The 18,524-nt window shown below is 61.9% G+C and carries 19 protein-coding genes; 13 read left to right on the top strand and 6 right to left on the bottom strand.

Annotated features, from left to right (window positions below):
- Positions 1-31: 31 nt before the first annotated feature.
- From rpmA to NB311A_RS10695, 12 genes are all read left to right on the top strand, one after another.
- Complete coding sequence (gene rpmA / locus NB311A_RS10750; RefSeq protein ID WP_009798567.1) at positions 32-304, top strand: 50S ribosomal protein L27; 273 nt, start codon at positions 32-34, stop codon at positions 302-304.
- A gap of 134 nt (positions 305-438) precedes the next feature.
- Positions 439-1,041: a GNAT family N-acetyltransferase gene (locus NB311A_RS10745; protein WP_009798566.1), complete on the top strand. Its 603-nt coding sequence runs from the start codon at positions 439-441 to the stop codon at positions 1,039-1,041.
- A gap of 184 nt (positions 1,042-1,225) precedes the next feature.
- Positions 1,226-2,302: a GTPase ObgE gene (gene obgE / locus NB311A_RS10740; protein ID WP_009798565.1), complete on the top strand. Its 1,077-nt coding sequence runs from the start codon at positions 1,226-1,228 to the stop codon at positions 2,300-2,302.
- Positions 2,303-2,445: 143 nt separating this feature from the next.
- Complete coding sequence (gene proB, locus NB311A_RS10735; RefSeq protein ID WP_009798564.1) at positions 2,446-3,585, top strand: glutamate 5-kinase; 1,140 nt, start codon at positions 2,446-2,448, stop codon at positions 3,583-3,585.
- A gap of 244 nt (positions 3,586-3,829) precedes the next feature.
- Positions 3,830-5,122 (top strand): glutamate-5-semialdehyde dehydrogenase, encoded by a 1,293-nt coding sequence (locus NB311A_RS10730; RefSeq protein WP_009798563.1) that lies wholly within the window; start codon positions 3,830-3,832, stop codon positions 5,120-5,122.
- Between the two features lie 39 nt (positions 5,123-5,161).
- Entirely contained in the window at positions 5,162-5,827 is a 666-nt protein-coding gene (locus NB311A_RS10725; protein ID WP_040674732.1) for a nicotinate-nucleotide adenylyltransferase, read from the top strand.
- Between the two features lie 137 nt (positions 5,828-5,964).
- Entirely contained in the window at positions 5,965-6,375 is a 411-nt protein-coding gene (gene rsfS / locus NB311A_RS10720; RefSeq protein ID WP_086008706.1) for a ribosome silencing factor, read from the top strand.
- Between the two features lie 45 nt (positions 6,376-6,420).
- Complete coding sequence (gene rlmH / locus NB311A_RS10715) at positions 6,421-6,903, top strand: 23S rRNA (pseudouridine(1915)-N(3))-methyltransferase RlmH (protein WP_040674729.1); 483 nt, start codon at positions 6,421-6,423, stop codon at positions 6,901-6,903.
- Between the two features lie 138 nt (positions 6,904-7,041).
- Positions 7,042-8,349, top strand: a complete 1,308-nt coding sequence (locus tag NB311A_RS10710) for a murein hydrolase activator EnvC (RefSeq protein WP_009798558.1) — start codon at positions 7,042-7,044, stop codon at positions 8,347-8,349.
- Complete coding sequence (locus NB311A_RS10705) at positions 8,346-9,701, top strand: S41 family peptidase (protein ID WP_009798557.1); 1,356 nt, start codon at positions 8,346-8,348, stop codon at positions 9,699-9,701. The genes NB311A_RS10710 and NB311A_RS10705 overlap by 4 nt, the downstream gene beginning before the upstream one ends.
- A 151-nt stretch (positions 9,702-9,852) precedes the next feature.
- Positions 9,853-11,055, top strand: a complete 1,203-nt coding sequence (locus tag NB311A_RS10700) for a divergent polysaccharide deacetylase family protein (RefSeq protein ID WP_009798556.1) — start codon at positions 9,853-9,855, stop codon at positions 11,053-11,055.
- 55 nt (positions 11,056-11,110) lie between these two features.
- Positions 11,111-11,623, top strand: coding sequence for an RNA pyrophosphohydrolase (locus NB311A_RS10695; protein WP_009798555.1), 513 nt, complete (start codon positions 11,111-11,113; stop codon positions 11,621-11,623).
- Positions 11,624-11,756: 133 nt separating this feature from the next.
- On the opposite strand, the gene NB311A_RS10690 is transcribed toward NB311A_RS10695, so the two are convergent.
- From NB311A_RS10690 to NB311A_RS10665, 6 genes are all read right to left on the bottom strand, one after another.
- Positions 11,757-12,167: a F0F1 ATP synthase subunit epsilon gene (locus tag NB311A_RS10690; protein WP_009798554.1), complete on the bottom strand. Its 411-nt coding sequence runs from the start codon at positions 12,165-12,167 to the stop codon at positions 11,757-11,759.
- A gap of 118 nt (positions 12,168-12,285) precedes the next feature.
- On the bottom strand, positions 12,286-13,716 hold the full coding sequence (gene atpD, locus NB311A_RS10685) for a F0F1 ATP synthase subunit beta (protein WP_009798553.1): 1,431 nt from the start codon (positions 13,714-13,716) through the stop codon (positions 12,286-12,288).
- Positions 13,717-13,744: 28 nt separating this feature from the next.
- Positions 13,745-14,149 carry an organic hydroperoxide resistance protein gene (locus tag NB311A_RS10680; protein ID WP_009798552.1) on the bottom strand — a complete coding sequence of 135 codons (405 nt, stop codon included), beginning with the start codon at positions 14,147-14,149 and terminating at the stop codon, positions 13,745-13,747.
- 16 nt (positions 14,150-14,165) lie between these two features.
- The gene (locus NB311A_RS10675) at positions 14,166-15,044 is read right to left on the bottom strand and encodes a F0F1 ATP synthase subunit gamma (RefSeq protein WP_009798551.1); all 879 of its coding nucleotides are present in this window, start codon (positions 15,042-15,044) and stop codon (positions 14,166-14,168) included.
- A 140-nt stretch (positions 15,045-15,184) separates the two neighbouring features.
- Complete coding sequence (gene atpA, locus NB311A_RS10670) at positions 15,185-16,717, bottom strand: F0F1 ATP synthase subunit alpha (protein ID WP_009798550.1); 1,533 nt, start codon at positions 16,715-16,717, stop codon at positions 15,185-15,187.
- On the bottom strand, positions 16,717-17,277 hold the full coding sequence (locus NB311A_RS10665) for a F0F1 ATP synthase subunit delta (protein ID WP_040674906.1): 561 nt from the start codon (positions 17,275-17,277) through the stop codon (positions 16,717-16,719). Before NB311A_RS10665 ends, atpA begins: the two co-directional genes overlap by 1 nt.
- A gap of 670 nt (positions 17,278-17,947) precedes the next feature.
- Here NB311A_RS10665 and NB311A_RS10655 point away from each other — a divergent pair.
- Complete coding sequence (locus tag NB311A_RS10655) at positions 17,948-18,472, top strand: septal ring lytic transglycosylase RlpA family protein (protein WP_009798547.1); 525 nt, start codon at positions 17,948-17,950, stop codon at positions 18,470-18,472.
- Positions 18,473-18,524 lie beyond the last annotated feature (52 nt).

The following is an 18,524-nucleotide window of genomic DNA, read 5'->3' as shown; positions in this document are numbered from 1 at the left end:
CTAGAGATTCGGACGAGTTTGGAGACGGGCGATGGCTCACAAAAAGGCAGGCGGTTCCTCGCGGAACGGGCGCGATTCGCGTGGCAAGCGCCTTGGGATCAAGGCGTTCGGTGGCGAGCACGTGATCCCCGGCAACATCATCGCCCGCCAGCGTGGCACCACCTGGCACCCCGGCCTTAATGTCGGCATGGGCACGGACCATACTCTGTTCGCCAAGGTCGAGGGTCGCGTCGCGTTTCGCGTAAAAACCGGCGGCCGCACTTTCATATCGGTCCTCCCGATGACGGAAGCCGCAGCCGAGTAGACGGTGGATGACACACATCCGCCGGTGCCTGTTGAACCGGTGGAGCATCGATGGCTCCCAGGGGAGGCGGGAAACCGGCCTCCTTTTTTATTTCGCGCCGCACGGGACTTGCGTTCGCACCACGGAGCCCGACCATGTTGCAGGACATGCCCATCCCCACGCCCTTGCTGCGCGATCGGCGGTTGTTCGCGCTCGAGACCGAGCGGTTGACGCTGCGCAAGCCGACCCAGGCGGACGCCAGGGGCATCGCCGCGCTCGCAAACGATCGCCGCATCGCGGAGATGGCGCGCCGCCTGCCCTATCCCTATACGCTGGATGACGCGATTCGCTTCGTCGAAGCCGTTGCAGGCGATAGCCGCGAGATGGTGTTTCTGGTCGAGCACAATCATGTGCCGGTCGGGGTAACCGGCGTTGACTGGAGCGAGCCGGATGCGCCCGAACTGGGCTATTGGGTCGGCGTTGATTATTGGGGCCGGGGCTTTGCCACCGAGGCTGCGCGCGCAGTGATCGACTACGCCTTCGAGGAGTATAATATCGATTACATGGTCTCCGGCGCGCGTGTGATCAATCCGGCGTCACGCAACGTGCTGGAAAAGTGCGGCTTCCAGTGGACCGGCGTCGAACTGCACCGAATCAGGGCGCTCGGTTCGTCCACGCCGATCGATCGTTTCCGTCTGTCCCGCGGCGTGTGGTCGTCGCTGAAGCACTGGAACAGAGCCGCTCGTCGCGAACGGTAACATCTGCAACCTTGTGGAACGGGCAGTCCCGTCCCGGCAAAGGGGAGGCTCACGCGAACCGGTATCCAAATCCTGGGTCAGGCTTGAGGACATGCCGGTCGAAACGCCGGAGCTCACGATTTCAGGCAGCGGCCGTGATGCCATGCCGTTGTCTCGCCGGTCCGCCTGTCTTACCTAATCAGCTATGAAATTCCTCGATGAAGCCAAGGTCTATATCCGTTCCGGCGACGGCGGAAACGGCTGCGTCGCATTTCGCCGCGAGAAGTTCATCGAGTTCGGAGGTCCCTCGGGCGGCAATGGCGGACGCGGCGGCGACGTCGTCGTCGAGGTCGCCGACGGCCTTAACACCCTGATCGACTATCGCTACCAGCAGCACTTCAAGGCCTCAAAGGGCGCTAACGGCATGGGCTCGGACCGCCACGGCGCCAACGGCAAGGACATCGTGCTCAAGGTTCCGCTCGGCACCCAGATCATCGATGAGGATCGCGAAACCCTGATCCATGACTTCACCAGGGTCGGCGAACGCCTTGTGCTGGCCGAAGGCGGAAATGGCGGGTTCGGCAACGCGCATTTCAAGTCGTCCACCAACCGCGCGCCGCGCCACGCCAATCCCGGCCAGCCTGGCGAGGAGCGCTGGATCTGGCTGCGGCTGAAGCTGATTGCCGATGCCGGTCTGGTCGGTCTGCCCAATGCAGGCAAGTCGACGTTTCTCTCCAAGGTGAGCGCGGCGAAGCCCAAGATCGCCGACTACCCCTTCACCACGCTGCATCCGCAGCTGGGCGTCGTGAATGTGCAGGACCGCGAGTTCGTGCTGGCGGATATTCCCGGGTTGATCGAGGGCGCGCATGAGGGAGTGGGGCTAGGCGATCGTTTCCTCGGACATGTCGAGCGCTGCCGCGTGCTGTTGCATCTGGTGGACGCCGGCTGTGATCATGCGGGTCGTGCCTACAAGGTCGTGCGCGGAGAAATGGAAGCCTATGCCGACGCGCTCGCCGGGAAGATCGAGATCGTGGCGCTCAACAAGATCGATGCGGTTACCGCCGAGGATTTGAGGAAGCAGCGCGACCGCCTCAAGCGCGCGGCGAAAAAGACGCCGCTGCTGGTCTCGGGCGTCACGGGTGAGGGCGTGCCGGAGGTGCTGCGCGCGCTTGTCGAGGTCATCGGGCAAGCGCCGGTCTCGGACAAGGCGAAAGGCCCGGATGCTTCGGCTGCGCAGGCGATGACAACGCCGGTCGCCCGGGCCAAGCCGTGGTCCCCCTGAGCCGCGCGACCGCGAGCGCATATTCCGGATAAAAGTGGATGCCGATCTTGCGATGGAATGATCCCGATCGGCATTCCGCTTTCCCGGCCGCCGCTTTCATGTGATGAAGGCGGCGCTTTCGTTTCGATTGACCGTCCATTGCCATGACCCGCCCGCATCTCAAGAAATTTCGTCGTATCGTCGTCAAGGTCGGCTCGTCCCTGCTGATCGATTCCGCGGCGGGCAAGGTGCGCGGGGAATGGCTGTCGGCGCTAGCCGCCGATATCGCGGGGCTTCACGGCGACGGCTGCGATGTGTTGGTGGTCTCGTCGGGCGCGGTCGCGCTCGGCCGCAGCAAACTCAAATTGCCTCGCGGCCCGCTGAAACTGGAGGAGAGTCAGGCCGCAGCCGCGGTCGGGCAGATCGCGCTGGCCCGGATATGGTCGAAAGTATTGGGCGATCACGGCATCGGCGCGGGGCAGATCCTGGTGACATGGCAGGACACCGAGGAACGCCGCCGCTATCTCAATGCGCGCTCGACCATCGCGAAGCTGCTCGAATGGCGCGCGGTCCCGGTCATCAACGAAAATGATACAGTCGCTACCAACGAAATCCGCTATGGCGACAATGACCGGCTTGCCGCACGGGTCGCCACCATGGCGAGCGCGGATCTGCTGATCCTGTTGTCGGATATCGATGGGCTCTATGACGCGCCGCCTCATCTCAATCCGGAGGCAAAACTGATTCCGGTGGTGAAAAGGGTCACCGCGGACATCGAGGCGATGGCGGGTAGCGCTGCGTCCGAGCTGTCGCGCGGCGGAATGCGGACCAAGGTCGAGGCAGCGAAGATCGCAACAACGGCCGGCACGCACATGCTGATCGCTTCCGGCAAGATCGAGCATCCACTACAGGCCATCATGGATGCAGGTCCCTGCACATGGTTTCTGACGCCGGCAAATCCGGTCACGGCGCGCAAGCGCTGGATCGCCGGTTCGCTGGAGCCCAGGGGCACGCTGACGATCGATGCCGGTGCGGTCGCTGCGCTACGCGCGGGCAAGAGTTTACTCCCGGCAGGCGTGACCCGGATTGACGGGCGTTTCGCGCGGGGCGATGCCGTCATCGTGCGCGGCCCGGATTTGCATGAAATCGGCCGCGGTCTGGTCGCCTACGATGCCCTCGACGCCGACAGGATCAAGGGACGCTCCTCTTCCGACGCCGCACAGCTTCTGGGTGTCCGAGGCCGCGCCGAAATGATCCATCGCGACGATCTCGTGGTCGGCGGGCCACGCGGCGACGCCGGTTAGGGCGTTTTCGAGCGACGTGGGGCCGGTTCGCATGAAGAAAACGCGTCAAAACATAAAGATAGAGACTTTCACCGTTTCCATGAAGCGGTGAAAGTCTCTAGAAGCGGAAAGGCTCTCGCAGAGCGGGATTCTATTGAATCAAGCCAGGCTGTCATGCGCGAGCAAAGCCGTCCCACGCCTCGCTGGCCACGGATTTCTGTGCTAGGGCTACGGGCAGAGAGTGGGACCAAAGATTGTTACCTCAATGGCTGCTTCCCTGAAGGCGATTGACGCTTCGGCCGATCTTCCGGTCCTGATGGGCGACCTTGCAACACAGGCGCGCGCGGCCGCGCGAGCGCTCAGCCTCGCTTCAACGGCGCAGAAGAACGAGGCGCTCGATGCGATGGAGCGCGCGATCCGAAGGAATGCGGCTGCGATTCTCGAGGCGAATGCGGAAGACGTTACTGATGCACGCGCCGGCGGTGCCACGGCGGCGTTCGTCGATCGTCTCACCCTGACGCAAGCGCGGGTGGAGGCGATGGCGGACGGCGTGAAAGTCGTCCGCGAGATCGACGATCCGGTAGGACGCGTCACAGAGCGCTGGCAGCGGCCCAACGGCATGACCATCGAGCGCGTGCGGGTGCCGCTCGGGGTGGTCGCCGTGATCTTCGAGAGCCGTCCCAATGTCTGCGCCGACGCCGGTGCGCTGTGTCTTAAATCGGGCAACGCCGTGATCCTGCGCGGCGGCTCGGAAAGCTTTCGCTCATGCCGCGCGATTCATGAGTGTCTGGTTCAGGGACTACGCGAGGCGCAATTGCCGGAAGCGGCGATCGCGCTGGTGCCGACGCGCGACCGCGCCGCGGTCGGGCTGCTTTTGAGCGGGTTGAATGGCGGCATCGACGTGATCGTGCCGCGCGGCGGCAAAAGCCTTGTCGCGCGCGTCGAGGCCGAGGCGCGGGTGCCGGTGTTTGCGCATCTTGAGGGCGTCAATCATGTCTATGTCGATGGCGCTGCCGATCCTGCCATGGCAAAGGCGATCGTGCTCAACTCAAAGATGCGCCGTCCCGGCGTTTGCGGTGCGGCCGAGACGCTGCTGGTCGATCGCGCCGGCGCGCGGGACGCTCTGAAGCCGCTGATCGAAACGCTGATCGATGCCGGCTGCGAGGTGCGCGGCGATTCCGTCGTGCAGAGCATCGATCCGCGGGTCAAACCCGCGACCGATAATGACTGGGACACGGAATATGGGGAGGCGATCATTTCCGCGCGTGTGGTCGACGGTTGCGGTGGCGCCATTGATCATATCCAGCGCCACGGCTCGCACCACACGGACGCGATCGTGACGGCGGATCCCGTAGCAGCCGCCCGGTTTCTTAACGAGGTCGATTCAGCGATCGTGCTGCACAATGCCTCGACGCAATTCGCCGACGGCGGCGAATTCGGCTTCGGCGCTGAAATCGGCATCGCAACGGGTAAATTCCATGCGCGCGGGCCGGTCGGCGTCGAGCAACTGACGAGTTTCAAATATCGCATACATGGTAACGGGCAGGTCCGTCCGTGAGCGCGATTGGATCATCCTGCGGGTGGCGCGGGGATTGATTTGGGGTCGCGTTCCGTCGTCTCACGCGCCATCCCGCTTCATTCCGATGGCATGCGCATCGGCCTGCTTGGCGGCTCGTTCAACCCGCCTCACGCCGCGCATCGCGCCGTCAGCCTGTATGCGCTGAAGCGGCTGGAACTCGACCGGGTCTGGTGGCTCGTTTCACCCGCCAACCCGCTCAAGGATGCGCGGGCGCTCCGCGCTCTCGGCGAACGCGCCGCCGCGGCGTCGGCGGTAGCGAGTGATCCGCGGATCGACATCAGCTGTCTCGAAGCCGTCATCGGAACGCGCTACACCATCGACACCATCACCTATCTGCGACGCAGGTGCGCGAACGTGCGCTTTGTCTGGATCATGGGCGCCGATAACCTGGAGCAGTTTCATCGCTGGGAAAACTGGCGGCGGATTGCCGCCGCGGTGCCGATCGCGGTGGTTGATCGCCCGCCGCACAGTTTCCGGGCTCTTGCGGCGCCGGCTGCGCAGGCGCTTGGGCCGTGGCGTTTGCCTGAAGCCAGAGCTGACCGGTTGGCCACGCACCGCCTGCCTGCCTGGGTTTTCCTCACAGGGATGAAATCTCGGTTGTCATCGACCGGGCTGCGGAACCGGGACGGAACATGGATGGACGGGAGCCAAAAACATGAAAGCGCCGCCTCACTGGAATATTGAAACCTCTGCCCCTACATGCCTATTATAAATCCACCGGACGCCGGGATTCGGCGTCGGTTCAGCGAAAGGAATGGTCCCTGACCTCACCTGTATTGTCCAGATCTGCTCCGTCCGGCTCGTCGGCGACGACGAGAACGATAGCCGGGACCGACAGGCCTAGAGCACGAACGACTTCGGCAGACGCCGTCACTTCGAAGGCGCAACCGGATGTCGAGCAGACCCTTAAGCTGATCCTTTCCCGCCTTGAGGATATGAAGGCGGAAGAGATCGTTACCATCGATCTACGCGGCAAGTCGGCTTTTTCGGACTACATGGTCATCGCCACTGGCCGGTCCAACCGCCATGTCGGGGCAGTCGCGGAAAATGTGGCCAAGGGCCTCAAGGATACCGGAGTGAAGAAGATTCATATCGAGGGCATGCCCAATTGCGACTGGGTGCTGATCGACTCCGGCGATGTGATCGTGCATATATTCAGGCCCGAGGTTCGTGAATTCTACAATCTCGAGAGATTGTGGATTCAAAATACGGCGACGGCGAAGACGGTCTGAACCGTCCGCCGCTGCGATTCAATCATCGCATGTCAGCGTGCGCCAATGCGACTGGTCGTCATTGCCGTTGGTCGTCTTAAGCAGGGTCCTGAGCGAGAACTGGCCGATCGCTATCGTGAACGCTTTGAGGATATCGGGCGCAAGCTCGGCTTTCGCGGCCTTGATGTCCATGAAGTTGTGGAAAGCCGCGCCCGCGATGCTGAGCAGCGCGTTCGTGAAGAAGCGGCGGCAGTACTTGCGTTGACTCCCGAAAAGATGGTTCTGGTGGCGCTGGACGAAAAAGGTAAAAGTATCGACAGCGGCGCATTTGCGGCACATCTTGGCCGCTGGCGGGATGAGTCGGTAACGAGCACTGTTTTTGTCATCGGGGGAGCGGACGGACTTTCGCCAGAATTGCGGCGCAGGGCTAGATTGAGCGTTGCGTTCGGTACGGCCACCTGGCCGCATCAGATGGTACGCGTCATGTTGCTGGAGCAGATCTACCGGGCCGCGACCATCCTGGCCGGCCATCCTTATCACCGTGGTTAGCGCGCCTGGCTGAACGCGCTGGCGCGATCGGATTGAACTGTGCGAGCAAACGAGCGCCCATCACCTGAACTGGAACTGGTCCGGGGCTTCTGTTTAGAGCCCGCGGAGGTGCGATATGGACAGTCGCCGCCGGCTTCCATGCTTGTGATCTCGGCTTGTCTGCTCGCGGGTTTTTCGTTCGCGCTTTCGTCGTGTGTGATGGCGCAGGCCGGAACCCCCTCGCCGGCGAACCCGTCGGCGGACGATATCAAGCAGCGCGAGCGGGATCTGGAAGCGGTACGGGCACAGCAAAAGAGCGCTGTTGAATTACAGGAACGACTGAAGGTCGATATTGCGGCGATTGGTCGGAATCGCGCCAAGCTCAATCAACAGTTGATCGAAGTCGCCGCCAGGGTTCGCGACATCGAGACTGAAATTACGGAGGCCGAGGCGCGCCTGCTGCCGCTCGATGCCCGCGAACAGGAAATCCGGGGTTCACTGGATTCGCGGCGATCGGAGATCATGGAAGTGCTCGCCGCGCTCCAGCGCGCCGGCCGCCGCACACCGCCTGCCTTGCTGGTGCGGCCGGAGGACGCTTTGCAGTCGTTACGCACCGCGATCCTGCTCGGTTCCGTTGTGCCAGAGATGCGCGTGCGCACGAAAAAGCTCGTGGCCGATCTCGATGAACTTGTCGGCCTTCGGAAATCGATCGCTGCCGAGCGGGATCGGATGGCTGCCGATCGCGACAGCCTCAAGCAGGAACAAGCCGGCTTGGCGACGCTGGTGGACGAACGACAGCGGCAGCAGAGCAGCATCGAAAAAAATATGGCCGTGGAGGCGGCGCGCGCGATCGAATTGTCGCGTCAGGTCGATGACCTGCAGGGCCTGATCGCGAAGATGGAGCAGGACCTCAAGAGCGCGGCCAAGGCAGCGGCTACAGCCAGCCGGCAAGGCGTTCCGGGGGCGCCCGACGGCAAACCGAATCTAGGCGCCCTCAAGGATCCCGGCCGGCTCAGTCCGGCTATTGCCTTTGCGTCGGCCAAGGGCTTGTTTGCGCTTCCGGTAAACGGCACGAAGATTCGGGACTTCGGCGGGTCGGATGGCGCCGGTGGCGTGGAAAAAGGCGTGTCGCTGGCCGCCCGTCCGGGCGCTCAGGTGACGACACCATGTGACGGCTGGGTGGTATATGCGGGGCCGTTCCGGAGCTACGGACAACTCTTGATCCTCAATGCCGGTGGCGGATATCATGTGCTGATCGCCGGCATGGAGCGTATTTCGGTTAACATCGGCCAGTTCGTGTTGACCGGAGAGCCGGTAGCGACGATGGGATCGACTTCCCGTGTCGCCTCGATTCTCGCGGCAAACGCTAGTCAGCCCGTCCTCTACATTGAGTTCCGTAAGGACGGCGCTCCCATTGATCCAGGCCCGTGGTGGGCTGTCAACAAAGGTCAAAAGGTTCGCGGATGATGCGCAAGGTTTCCCTTATTGTTCTCAGCGCCGCCGCGGGTGCCGCGTTGACGCTGTTCGTGACACAGCCGCGCTCTGTGCTGGTGGGATCAAGCGCACGAGCCGCAACGTCGGATACCTATCGCCAGCTTAACCTGTTTGGCGATGTGTTCGAGCGTGTCCGCACCGACTACGTCGAAAAGCCTGACGACAGCAAGCTGGTCGAATCGGCAATCAGCGGAATGCTGACCGGTCTTGATCCGCATTCGAGCTACATGGATGCGAAGAGCTTCCGCGACATGCAGGTGCAGACCCGCGGCGAGTTCGGAGGTCTCGGCATCGAGGTCACGATGGAGGATGGCCTGGTCAAGGTCGTCTCGCCGATCGACGACACGCCGGCATCCAAGGCGGGGATCCTGGCGAATGACATCATCACCAATCTTGACGACGAGGCGGTGCAGGGGCTGACCCTCAACCAGGCCGTCGACAAGATGCGCGGCCCGATCGGCACCAAGATCAAGCTGAAGATCATCCGCAAGGGACAGGAAAACCCGATCGATGTGACGCTGGTGCGCGACAACATTCGCGTCCGTTCGGTTCGTTCGCGGATCCAGTCCGACGACATCGCCTATATCCGCATCACGACATTCAATGAGCAGACGACCGAGGGACTGAAGAAGTCGATTTCCGACCTTCAAAGCCAGATCGGCGACAAGCTCAAGGGTTATATCATCGACCTGCGCAATAACCCCGGCGGGCTTCTCGAGGAAGCGGTCACCGTTTCAGATGCCCTCCTCGATCGCGGCGAGATCGTGTCGACGCGAGGCCGCAATGCCGAGGAAACCCAGCGGCGCAGCGCACATCCCGGCGACCTCACCAAGGGCAAGCCCGTTATCGTTCTGATCAACGGCGGGTCGGCATCGGCCTCCGAAATCGTCGCCGGCGCGTTGCAGGATCACAAGCGGGCGACATTGATCGGGACCCGCTCGTTCGGCAAGGGCTCGGTGCAGACCATCATTCCGCTGGGGTCGGGCAACGGCGCGCTCCGGCTGACCACCGCGCGCTATTATACGCCCTCGGGCCGTTCGATTCAGGCCAAGGGCATCGTTCCGGATATCGAGGTGCTTCAGGACGTGCCCGATGAATTGAAGTCACGGACCGACACCAAGGGCGAGGCTTCGCTGCGGGGGCATCTTCGAAACGGCACCGATGAGAAGACAGGCTCGCAATCCTACTTCCCGTCGGACGCCGCGAAAGACAAGGCCCTCAAGATGGCTGATGACCTTCTCCACGGCGTCAAGATCAACGCATCGTCGCCGCTCCCCGGTAACAAGGCGGCGATTGAAAAGCCCGCAAACAAGGCAGCGAATTGATCCTCTGAAACCATCCTGTTTTCGGATTCGGGCGGCCTGCGGGTCGCCCGTTCGTTTCGCGGGTGCGGAGGACGACAGGCAACCGCCTGATCTGGTGTGCCGCCTTTGCAAGCGCCCATGGTATTCTTGATTCGGATGATTCGAGGGGGCCATGGCTGATACTACGGAGGATCTCAGCATGCCGCTTGGGCAGAATTCCGCGCCCAGGCGCCGTTTGCGGTTTCCTTTCACGCTGCCACAGGCCGCGGGATTTTTACTGGGATCGATCCTCGTCGTCTTCCTCGGCTTTGTTTTCTTTAATCACGATCCGCTCGGCGGCGAACCCGTGGCCAGGGTCGTGATCCGGCACACCCCGGTCAGCGATGAAAAATCCGCAGCCACCCGGCCTGCGTCGCAACAGCCGGACAGCGCCGCCGTCGCCACTCGATCCGCAACCGGACAGAAGACCATCACCATCATCGACGGATCCAGCGGATCGCGTCAGGATGTCGTCGTCGCCGGTCCGGATTCCGATGCCGCGGACGCTCGCTCCGAGGCGGCGGCAACGGGAATCCATCAGCGTCTGTTGGAGAAGTCGCGTTATGGAATGATTCCAGTGGTTGCTGCCGACGGGTTGAAGGCTTTCAAGGCTTATGCGATGGGCACCGAGGCGGATCGCGCGAAGGCTGCAACGATGCCGGTGGTTGCGATCGTGGTCAGCGGTCTCGGCATCGGTACGACGAAGACCATCGACGCAATCATGAAGCTGCCGTCAGCCGTGACGCTGGCGTTCACACCCTATAGCTCCGATCCGGGCAAGCTGGTGGAACAGGCGCGCGCTCAACATCACGAGGTGCTGCTGCAGCTTCCCATGGAACCCCATGATTATCCCGACAACGACCCGGGACCGCAAACCCTGCTCACGACACTCGGCACTGATCAGAATATCGATCGCCTGCATTGGCAGTTGAGCCGCTTTCAAGGCTATGTCGGTCTGACCAATTTCATGGGAGCGCGTTTTGTCACTGCGGTTGCGGCCATGCAGCCGATCATTCGCGAAGCAGCCAAGCGCGGCCTCGGCTACCTTGACGACGGCACTGCGCCGACGAGCGTCGCGGGTCAACTCGCCAAGGGGCAGGCGATGCCGTTCATCAAGGCCGACCTGACCATTGATGCCGTCCCGACCTCGGTGGAGATCGACAAAACTCTCGCAAGACTTGAAGAACTGGCGAAGGGACGAGGGACGGCCGTGGGCATGACTTCGGCGCTTCCGGTTTCCATCGATCGAGTTGGCGCCTGGATCAAGGGTCTCGAAAGCCGTGGCGTGATGCTTGTGCCATTGACAACCGCAATGCTGAAATCAAAATCGAACTGATATCGAAATCCGAGTCCGTTTTCAGAGCGGAGGAGGCGTGCAGGGCATTGATGGAATGGCGCGTTATGACGATCTACCCTACCGCACTTGCGTGGGCATGATGCTGATCAACGAGAGGGGGCTCGTTTTCATCGGTCGCCGCGCAGGCATTGAGCACGCCGATGATCAGCATGTTTGGCAAATGCCGCAAGGCGGCGTCGATCCCGGCGAGGACACGTGGCTTGCAGCGAAGCGCGAACTCTATGAGGAGACCAGCGTTCGATCGATCGAGAAGCTTGCTGAAATATCCGATTGGTTGATCTACGATATTCCACGGATGGTGGCAGGACGGGCGTGGAAGGGCCGCTATCGCGGCCAGCGTCAGAAATGGTACGCGATGCGCTTTATCGGCAAGGATAACGAGATTAACATCACTAACCCTGGCGACGGTCACAAGCCGGAATTCATCGCATGGCGTTGGGAGCCGATGCAGAATCTCACCAGGTTGATCATTCCCTTCAAGCGTCCGGTCTATGAGCGCGTGGTCAAGGAATTCGGGAGCCTCGCCGGGCGCTCAAACTCAACATAGTTCCGATCCGTCAGAAGCGGAAAGACTCCAGCTAGAGTCGGGTTCAACTGCGTTGAATCAGACTCGTCGCCTATCTTTTTGTTTGAGCAATGATCTTATTCGAAAACCGGTTCCCACTTTTCGGGATCATGACCTAGTGCATAGCCGTCGTATTGAGCTGACTCTGGATGCTCTTGAAATGGTCCAGCCGCTCGATGGCCTTGTCGAGCTCGGAGCCTTCTTTTTCAGTCAGCTGGGCTTCCATGCCTGCGATCATGTCAGTGAATTGCGCACGATCAAGTTCCTCGATTGAGGTCGCCACGTCGGCCAGGACCGTCAGGCCCTTTTCCGATACTTCGGCCAGACCGCCGAGTACGATGATCTTCTGTCGTGTACCGCCGGCGGCGGTGACGGTCAGGATTCCAGGGCGGATCGTCGCGACGACAGGCGCATGGCCGGCCAAAACACCGAAATCGCCCTCAACGCCGGGAATGTCGACCTGATCGACTTCGCCCGAAAAAGCCAGTTTCTCCGGCGAAACGAGATCGAAATGGAAAGTCGCCATGGTTCCAGTCTCTTTGCTGTCACCCGCGGGGCTTGACCCGCGAGTGCATCCGCCAAGAATATTTAAAGAATATTTATCGATGGATCGCCGGGTCAAGCCCGGCAAGGGCATCGACCATTTAAGCCGCTTCGGCCGCGAGCTTCTTACCCTTCTCGACGGCTTCCTCGATGGTGCCGACCATGTAGAACGCCGCTTCCGGCAGATGATCGTATTTGCCCTGGCAAAGATCGCGGAAGCCTTTGATAGTGTCGGCGAGATCGACGAACTTGCCCGGCGAACCGGTGAACACTTCGGCGACGTGGAACGGCTGCGACAGGAAGCGCTCGACCTTGCGGGCGCGGGCCACCGTCAGCTTGTCCTCTTCCGACAGTTCGTCCATGCCGAGAATGGCGATGATGTCCTGCAGCGACTTGTAGCGCTGCAGCACCTGCTGGACCATACGCGCGGTCTGGTAATGCTCCTCGCCGACGATCAGCGGCGACAACATGCGCGAGGTCGAGTCGAGCGGGTCCACCGCCGGATAGATGCCTTTTTCCGAGATGGCGCGGTTGAGCACCGTGGTCGCGTCCAAGTGGGCGAACGAAGTGGCCGGCGCTGGGTCGGTCAAGTCGTCGGCCGGCACGTAAATCGCCTGCACCGAGGTGATCGAGCCCTTGTTGGTGGTGGTGATGCGCTCCTGCAGCGCGCCCATGTCGGTGGCGAGCGTCGGCTGATAACCCACGGCGCTCGGAATACGGCCGAGCAACGCCGACACTTCCGAACCCGCCTGCGTGAAGCGGAAGATGTTGTCGACAAAGAACAGCACATCCTGGCCCTGGTCGCGGAACTGCTCGGCGACCGTGAGGCCCGACAGCGCAACGCGGGCGCGCGCGCCCGGCGGTTCGTTCATCTGGCCGTACACCAGCGCGCATTTGGAGCCTTCGCCGCCGCCCTTCTTGTTCACGCCCGACTCGATGAACTCGTGATAGAGGTCGTTGCCCTCGCGGGTGCGCTCGCCGACGCCGGCGAACACCGAGTAGCCGCCGTGCGCCTTGGCGACGTTGTTGATGAGTTCCTGGATCAGCACGGTCTTGCCGACGCCGGCGCCGCCGAACAGGCCGATCTTGCCGCCCTTGGCGTATGGCGCGAGCAGGTCGACGACCTTGATGCCGGTGACGAGAATTTCCGCCTCGGTCGACTGGTCGGTATAGGACGGTGCTTCCGCATGGATCGGGCGCAGGTCATCGGCCTTGATCGGACCACCCTCATCCACCGGCTCGCCGATCACGTTCATGATGCGGCCCAGCGTGCCTGCGCCAACCGGCACCCGGATCGGCGCGCCGGTATCGCTGACCTCCTGGCCGCGCACCAGACCTTCGGTGGTATCCATGGCGATGGTGCGCACGGTGGATTCGCCGAGATGCTGCGCGACTTCGAGAACCAGGCGGTTATCGCCGTTCTTGGTCTCGATCGCGTTCAGAATGGCGGGCAGATGCCCTTCGAACTGCACGTCGACAACGGCGCCGATGACCTGGGTAATACGACCGATCTGGTTGGCTGCTGTAGCCATAGAAAGTCTCCTATAACGACGAGGCGTGTCAGAGGACGCTGAGCGTCACCGGCACGTTGTTGCGCGTGGCCCGGGAATACGGGCAAATCGTATGAGCGTCTTCGAGCAGCGCCTTGACCTTTTCCTTGTCGGCGCCCGGAATGCGCAGCGTAAGTTCGGCCTTCAGCGCGAAGCTGATGTCGTCCTTGTCGATCGAGACATTGCAGCCAACTTCCGCAGCCTGACCGTCGAGGCCGTGCTTTTTGGCAAGTGCCAGCACCGCCTGACCGAAGCAGGCCGACCAACCCAGCGCGAAAAGCTGCTCGGGGTTGTGTCCGTCGCCCGAACCACCCATTTCTTTTGGCAGGGCCATGGCGAGGCCGAGCCCGCCATTATCGAGGATTGCGCGGCCGTTGCGGCCACCCTTGGTCGTCGCCTTGGTGACATAAGCCATGCTGCGTCTCCTTCGACTAGACCGCTTCGGCGCCGGAGATGATCTCGATCAACTCCTTCGTGATCATCGCCTGTCGGGTGCGGTTGTAGATCAGGGTCTGCTTGCGGATCATCTCTCCGGCGTTGCGGGTGGCGTTGTCCATCGCCGTCATCTGTGCGCCGTAGAACGAAGCGTTATTCTCCAGAAGCGCGCGGAAAATCTGCACTGCGAGATTGCGCGGAAGCAGCTGGTTGAGAATCTCGTCCTCTTCCGGCTCATATTCGTAGGACGGCGCCGCATTGCCATTTCCGGCCGCGGCCTCGACCGCAAGCGGAATGACCTGCTGGGCGGTCGGGATCTGCGCAATGACGGAGCGGAAGCGCGAATAGAACAGGGTGCAGACATCGAATTCGCCGGCATCGAACCGGGCCAGCACTTTCTTTGCAATGTCCTCGGCATTGACGAAGCCGAGCTGACGCACCGAGCGCAGTTCGACGGTCTCGACGATCTGCTTGTCGAAGATACGGCGGAGCTGCTCATAGCCCTTTCGCCCGACGCAGAAGAACTTGACTTCCTTGCCCTGGTTCATCAAGGCGAAGGCTCTTTCACGGGCCAGGCGGACGATGGCCGAGTTAAAGGCGCCGGACAGGCCGCGCTCGCCGGTGCAGACCAGCAGCAGGTGAACCTGATCCTTGCCGGTGCCGACCAGAAGCGGCGACGCGTTGGGCGAGCCGGCCGCGGCGCTGGCGATGTTTGAAATCACCGTGTCCATTTTCTCGGCGTAGGGCCGCGCTGCTTCCGCGGCGTTCTGCGCACGGCGGAGCTTGGAGGCGGCCACCATCTGCATGGCCTTGGTGATCTTCTGCGTCGCCTTGGTCGAGGCGATGCGGACACGCATGTCCTTGAGTGAAGCCATTCTCTGTCTCGCCCTGCGCCGATCCGGTCATGGACCCGGCTGCAAATTCCCTACTTCGTCACGCCCGGCCTTGTGCCGGGCATCCACGTCGTCTTTCGCTGCCGCGCCTCAAGGCACGGAAGGCTCAGCCATGACGAAACTTACGCAAATGTCTTGGCGTAACCTTCGACGATGCCCTTGAGTTTGCCCGCCGTCTCGTCGCTGAGATCGCGGGTGTCGCGGATGGTGTTGAGGATATCGGCGTGCTTGCCGCGCAGCAGCGCCAACAGGCCGTCCTCAAACGCGCGCACCTTGCCGAGCGGCAGCGGATCAAGATAGCCGTTGGTGCCGGCCCAGATCACCACCACCTGTTCTTCCATCTTCAGCGGCGAGAACTGCGGCTGCTTGAGAAGTTCGGTCAGGCGCGAGCCGCGATTGAGCAGGCGCTGGGTCGAGGCGTCGAGGTCTGAGCCGAATTGCGCGAAAGCAGCCATTTCGCGGTACTGCGCGAGTTCGCCCTTGATCTTGCCGGCGACCTTCTTCATCGCCTTGGTCTGCGCCGACGAGCCGACGCGCGACACCGAGAGGCCGACGTTCACCGCGGGGCGGATGCCCTGGAAGAACAGGTCGGTTTCAAGGAAGATCTGGCCGTCGGTGATCGAAATCACGTTGGTCGGAATATAGGCCGACACGTCGTTGGCCTGGGTCTCGATCACCGGCAGCGCGGTCAGCGAGCCATTGCCCTGGCTGTCGTTTAGCTTCGCGGCGCGCTCCAGAAGGCGCGAATGCAAGTAGAACACGTCGCCCGGATAGGCTTCGCGTCCGGGTGGACGGCGCAACAAAAGCGACATCTGACGGTAGGCGACGGCCTGCTTGGAAAGGTCGTCATAAATAATGACGGCGTGCATGGCGTTGTCGCGGAAGTACTCGCCCATGGTGCAGCCGGTGAACGGCGCGAGGTACTGCATCGGAGCCGGATCGGACGCGGTCGCGGCGACCACGATCGAATATTCCAGCGCGCCCTGCTCCTCCAGCACCTTGACGAACTGCGCCACGGTGGAGCGCTTCTGGCCGACCGCGACGTAGACGCAATAGAGCTTCTGGCTCTCGGGGGCGCCGGCGGCATTGAGCGGCTTCTGATTAAGAATGGTGTCCAGCGCGATCGCGGTCTTGCCGGTCTGGCGGTCGCCGATGATCAGTTCGCGCTGGCCGCGGCCGATCGGGATCAAGGCGTCGATGGCCTTGAGGCCGGTCGCCATCGGCTCGTGCACGGACTTGCGCGGAATGATGCCGGGAGCCTTGACGTCAACGCGCTTGCGCTCGGCGCCCTGGATCGGACCTTTGCCGTCGATCGGATTGCCCAGCGCATCGACCACGCGGCCAAGCAGGCCCTTGCCGACCGGCGTGTCGACGATGGCGCGGGTGCGCTTGACGGTCTGACCCTCTTTGATCTCGCGGTCGGCGCCGAAAATCACGATACCGACATTGTCGGTTTCGAGGTTTAGCGCCATGCCGCGCGTGCCGTTTTCGAACTCGACCATCTCGCCGGCCTGGATGTTGTCGAGGCCGTAGACGCGGGCAATACCGTCGCCGACGGACAGCACCTGTCCGACTTCCGAAACTTCGGCTTCCTTGCCGAAATTCTTGATCTGATCCTTCAGAATCGCAGAAATTTCCGCGGCGCGGATGTCCATCAGCCTGCCTCTTTCATCGCGTGCTTGATCGAATTGAGTTTAGTCCGGAGCGAGGTGTCCACCATGCGGCTGCCGAGCTTGACGACAAGCCCGCCGATGATGGACGGATCGACCTTCACGTTGAGCGTGATGTCCTTGCCCGTCACTGATTTCAGCGCGGTTTTCAGCGCGTCCAGATTCTTGTCATTAAGCGTCTCGGCGACGGTGACCTCGGCCGCGGCCTCTCCCTTGAACCTCGCGACCAGCGCGCGAAACGCCCGGATCACGTCGGCAACGGCAAACAGCCGGCGGTTGGTGGCCAGGACTTTCAGGAAGTTTGCGGTCGTGCCGCCGATTCCGGCCTTATTCAACACGGCGGCGAGCGCCTTGCCTTGCGTATCGGCGCTGAAAACCGGACTGCGCACCAGGCGCACCAGTTCAGGGCTATCCGCCAGCATGGCATCGAACTTGTCGAGATCGGCCCTGACGGCGTCGATCGATTTCTCTTCGCGCGCCAGTTCGAACAGAGCCGTCGCATAACGGCCGGAAACACCGGAAACCGAGGGATCTACAGCAGCCACCACCGCGCTCTTCAAGCTGTCAAATTCGCAAGAGAAAAGCCGTCGCCGAACAAGCGGCGCCAAAGCGGCCCAAGCCCTTGGAATTCAAGAGGGACTTTGATTTCCGGCCGGCACGAGCGTGCCGGCAGCGTTAAAATCGCGGCTTTGCTAACATAGCGCGCGCGCAGGTGCAACATGAGGGCGGCGTACGTGATGCCTTGTCGCATGGCGCCAGAAATTCAACCGGTCCTGGTCCGGCGTCTGGTTCGGTCAATCCCGTGAGGCGCGAGACTCATTCCTGCGTGCAGCAATTCAAGGGGCAAATGCCGGATCAGAACAAAAGCCCATTGGACAGACCCGTGTAGACCCGTGTCCCGGGTGTTTTCCGCACGGCTCGAGTTCAAGCCTAGTGCCTGGGCGGTCCCCTGCAGTACTTGCCGAATGGTTTCTGGTCCGGCGCGATGACTTTCTTTTACAGTATGTGAATGTATATTATCGTGATCTTTTCATTAAAGTATGTATTTCAGCGACTGACGGACCAATCCTTTCCGATCAAAAGATATTTCATCCGAGTCATGAAGCAATTCTCTGCCCATTTTACGCCTTAGTTTGAGGATCAACCCTGCCCCGACGAAAAAATCAGGGGTTTCACTTGCCGCAAGGGCGGCAATACTTTCAGGGGTCCTTATCAATGTTGCACTCGCAAAACACGACCTTGGGATTTCTCATCCGGCCGCGTACGCTGGCCGCCGTGATCGCCGCAAGCGTTTTGGTGGCAGGCAGCGTCACCGGGGCATCAGCCGGGTCGCGTAATCATCATCGGCATCATTATCATCACCACCATCATCATCAGGCACATCATGCGAAGAGCCACGGCGCCAGCGGACGGTCCTGGAGGAACGCCTATGCTTCTTTTGGGGGTTCTAGCCATTCGGGGCGATCGTTCTCCGGCGTGGCCTCCTATTACGGCAATGAGGCCGGCAGCCGCACCGCATCCGGCCAGCGCTTCAACCAGAACGCCATGACCGCCGCCCATCGCAGTCTGCCGTTCGGGACCAAGCTGAGGGTCACCCATGGCAGCCGCAGCGTGGTCGTCACCGTTAATGATCGCGGTCCGTTTATCCGCGGCCGCGTGCTGGACCTTTCAAAAGGCGCCGCCCGCGCGATCGGTTTGACCGGCCGCGGCGTCGGCCGTGTGGTCGCCGAGGTTATGTAAACCCCGTCCCGATCCCGCACGATGATTGCGGTGATTTGCGTGGGCTCGCAAG

Origin of the sequence: Nitrobacter sp. Nb-311A (genome assembly GCF_000152905.1) — a bacterium.
Classification (GTDB): Bacteria; Pseudomonadota; Alphaproteobacteria; order Rhizobiales; family Xanthobacteraceae; genus Nitrobacter.
This window is presented reverse-complemented; position numbering and strand designations above follow the sequence as displayed.

Bases quoted from the DNA above. Each gene is read 5' to 3' on its own strand.
- rpmA (WP_009798567.1), top strand. From the start codon at position 32: ATGGCTCACAAAAAGGCAGGCGGTTCCTCGCGGAACGGGCGCGATTCG.
- NB311A_RS10745 (WP_009798566.1), top strand. From the start codon at position 439: ATGTTGCAGGACATGCCCATCCCCACGCCCTTGCTGCGCGATCGGCGG.
- obgE (WP_009798565.1), top strand. From the start codon at position 1,226: ATGAAATTCCTCGATGAAGCCAAGGTCTATATCCGTTCCGGCGACGGC.
- proB (WP_009798564.1), top strand. From the start codon at position 2,446: ATGACCCGCCCGCATCTCAAGAAATTTCGTCGTATCGTCGTCAAGGTC.
- NB311A_RS10730 (WP_009798563.1), top strand. From the start codon at position 3,830: ATGGCTGCTTCCCTGAAGGCGATTGACGCTTCGGCCGATCTTCCGGTC.
- rlmH (WP_040674729.1), top strand. From the start codon at position 6,421: ATGCGACTGGTCGTCATTGCCGTTGGTCGTCTTAAGCAGGGTCCTGAG.
- NB311A_RS10710 (WP_009798558.1), top strand. From the start codon at position 7,042: ATGCTTGTGATCTCGGCTTGTCTGCTCGCGGGTTTTTCGTTCGCGCTT.
- NB311A_RS10705 (WP_009798557.1), top strand. From the start codon at position 8,346: ATGATGCGCAAGGTTTCCCTTATTGTTCTCAGCGCCGCCGCGGGTGCC.
- NB311A_RS10700 (WP_009798556.1), top strand. From the start codon at position 9,853: ATGGCTGATACTACGGAGGATCTCAGCATGCCGCTTGGGCAGAATTCC.
- NB311A_RS10695 (WP_009798555.1), top strand. From the start codon at position 11,111: ATGGCGCGTTATGACGATCTACCCTACCGCACTTGCGTGGGCATGATG.
- NB311A_RS10690 (WP_009798554.1), bottom strand. From the start codon at position 12,167: ATGGCGACTTTCCATTTCGATCTCGTTTCGCCGGAGAAACTGGCTTTT.
- atpD (WP_009798553.1), bottom strand. From the start codon at position 13,716: ATGGCTACAGCAGCCAACCAGATCGGTCGTATTACCCAGGTCATCGGC.
- NB311A_RS10680 (WP_009798552.1), bottom strand. From the start codon at position 14,149: ATGGCTTATGTCACCAAGGCGACGACCAAGGGTGGCCGCAACGGCCGC.
- NB311A_RS10675 (WP_009798551.1), bottom strand. From the start codon at position 15,044: ATGGCTTCACTCAAGGACATGCGTGTCCGCATCGCCTCGACCAAGGCG.
- atpA (WP_009798550.1), bottom strand. From the start codon at position 16,717: ATGGACATCCGCGCCGCGGAAATTTCTGCGATTCTGAAGGATCAGATC.
- NB311A_RS10655 (WP_009798547.1), top strand. From the start codon at position 17,948: ATGTTGCACTCGCAAAACACGACCTTGGGATTTCTCATCCGGCCGCGT.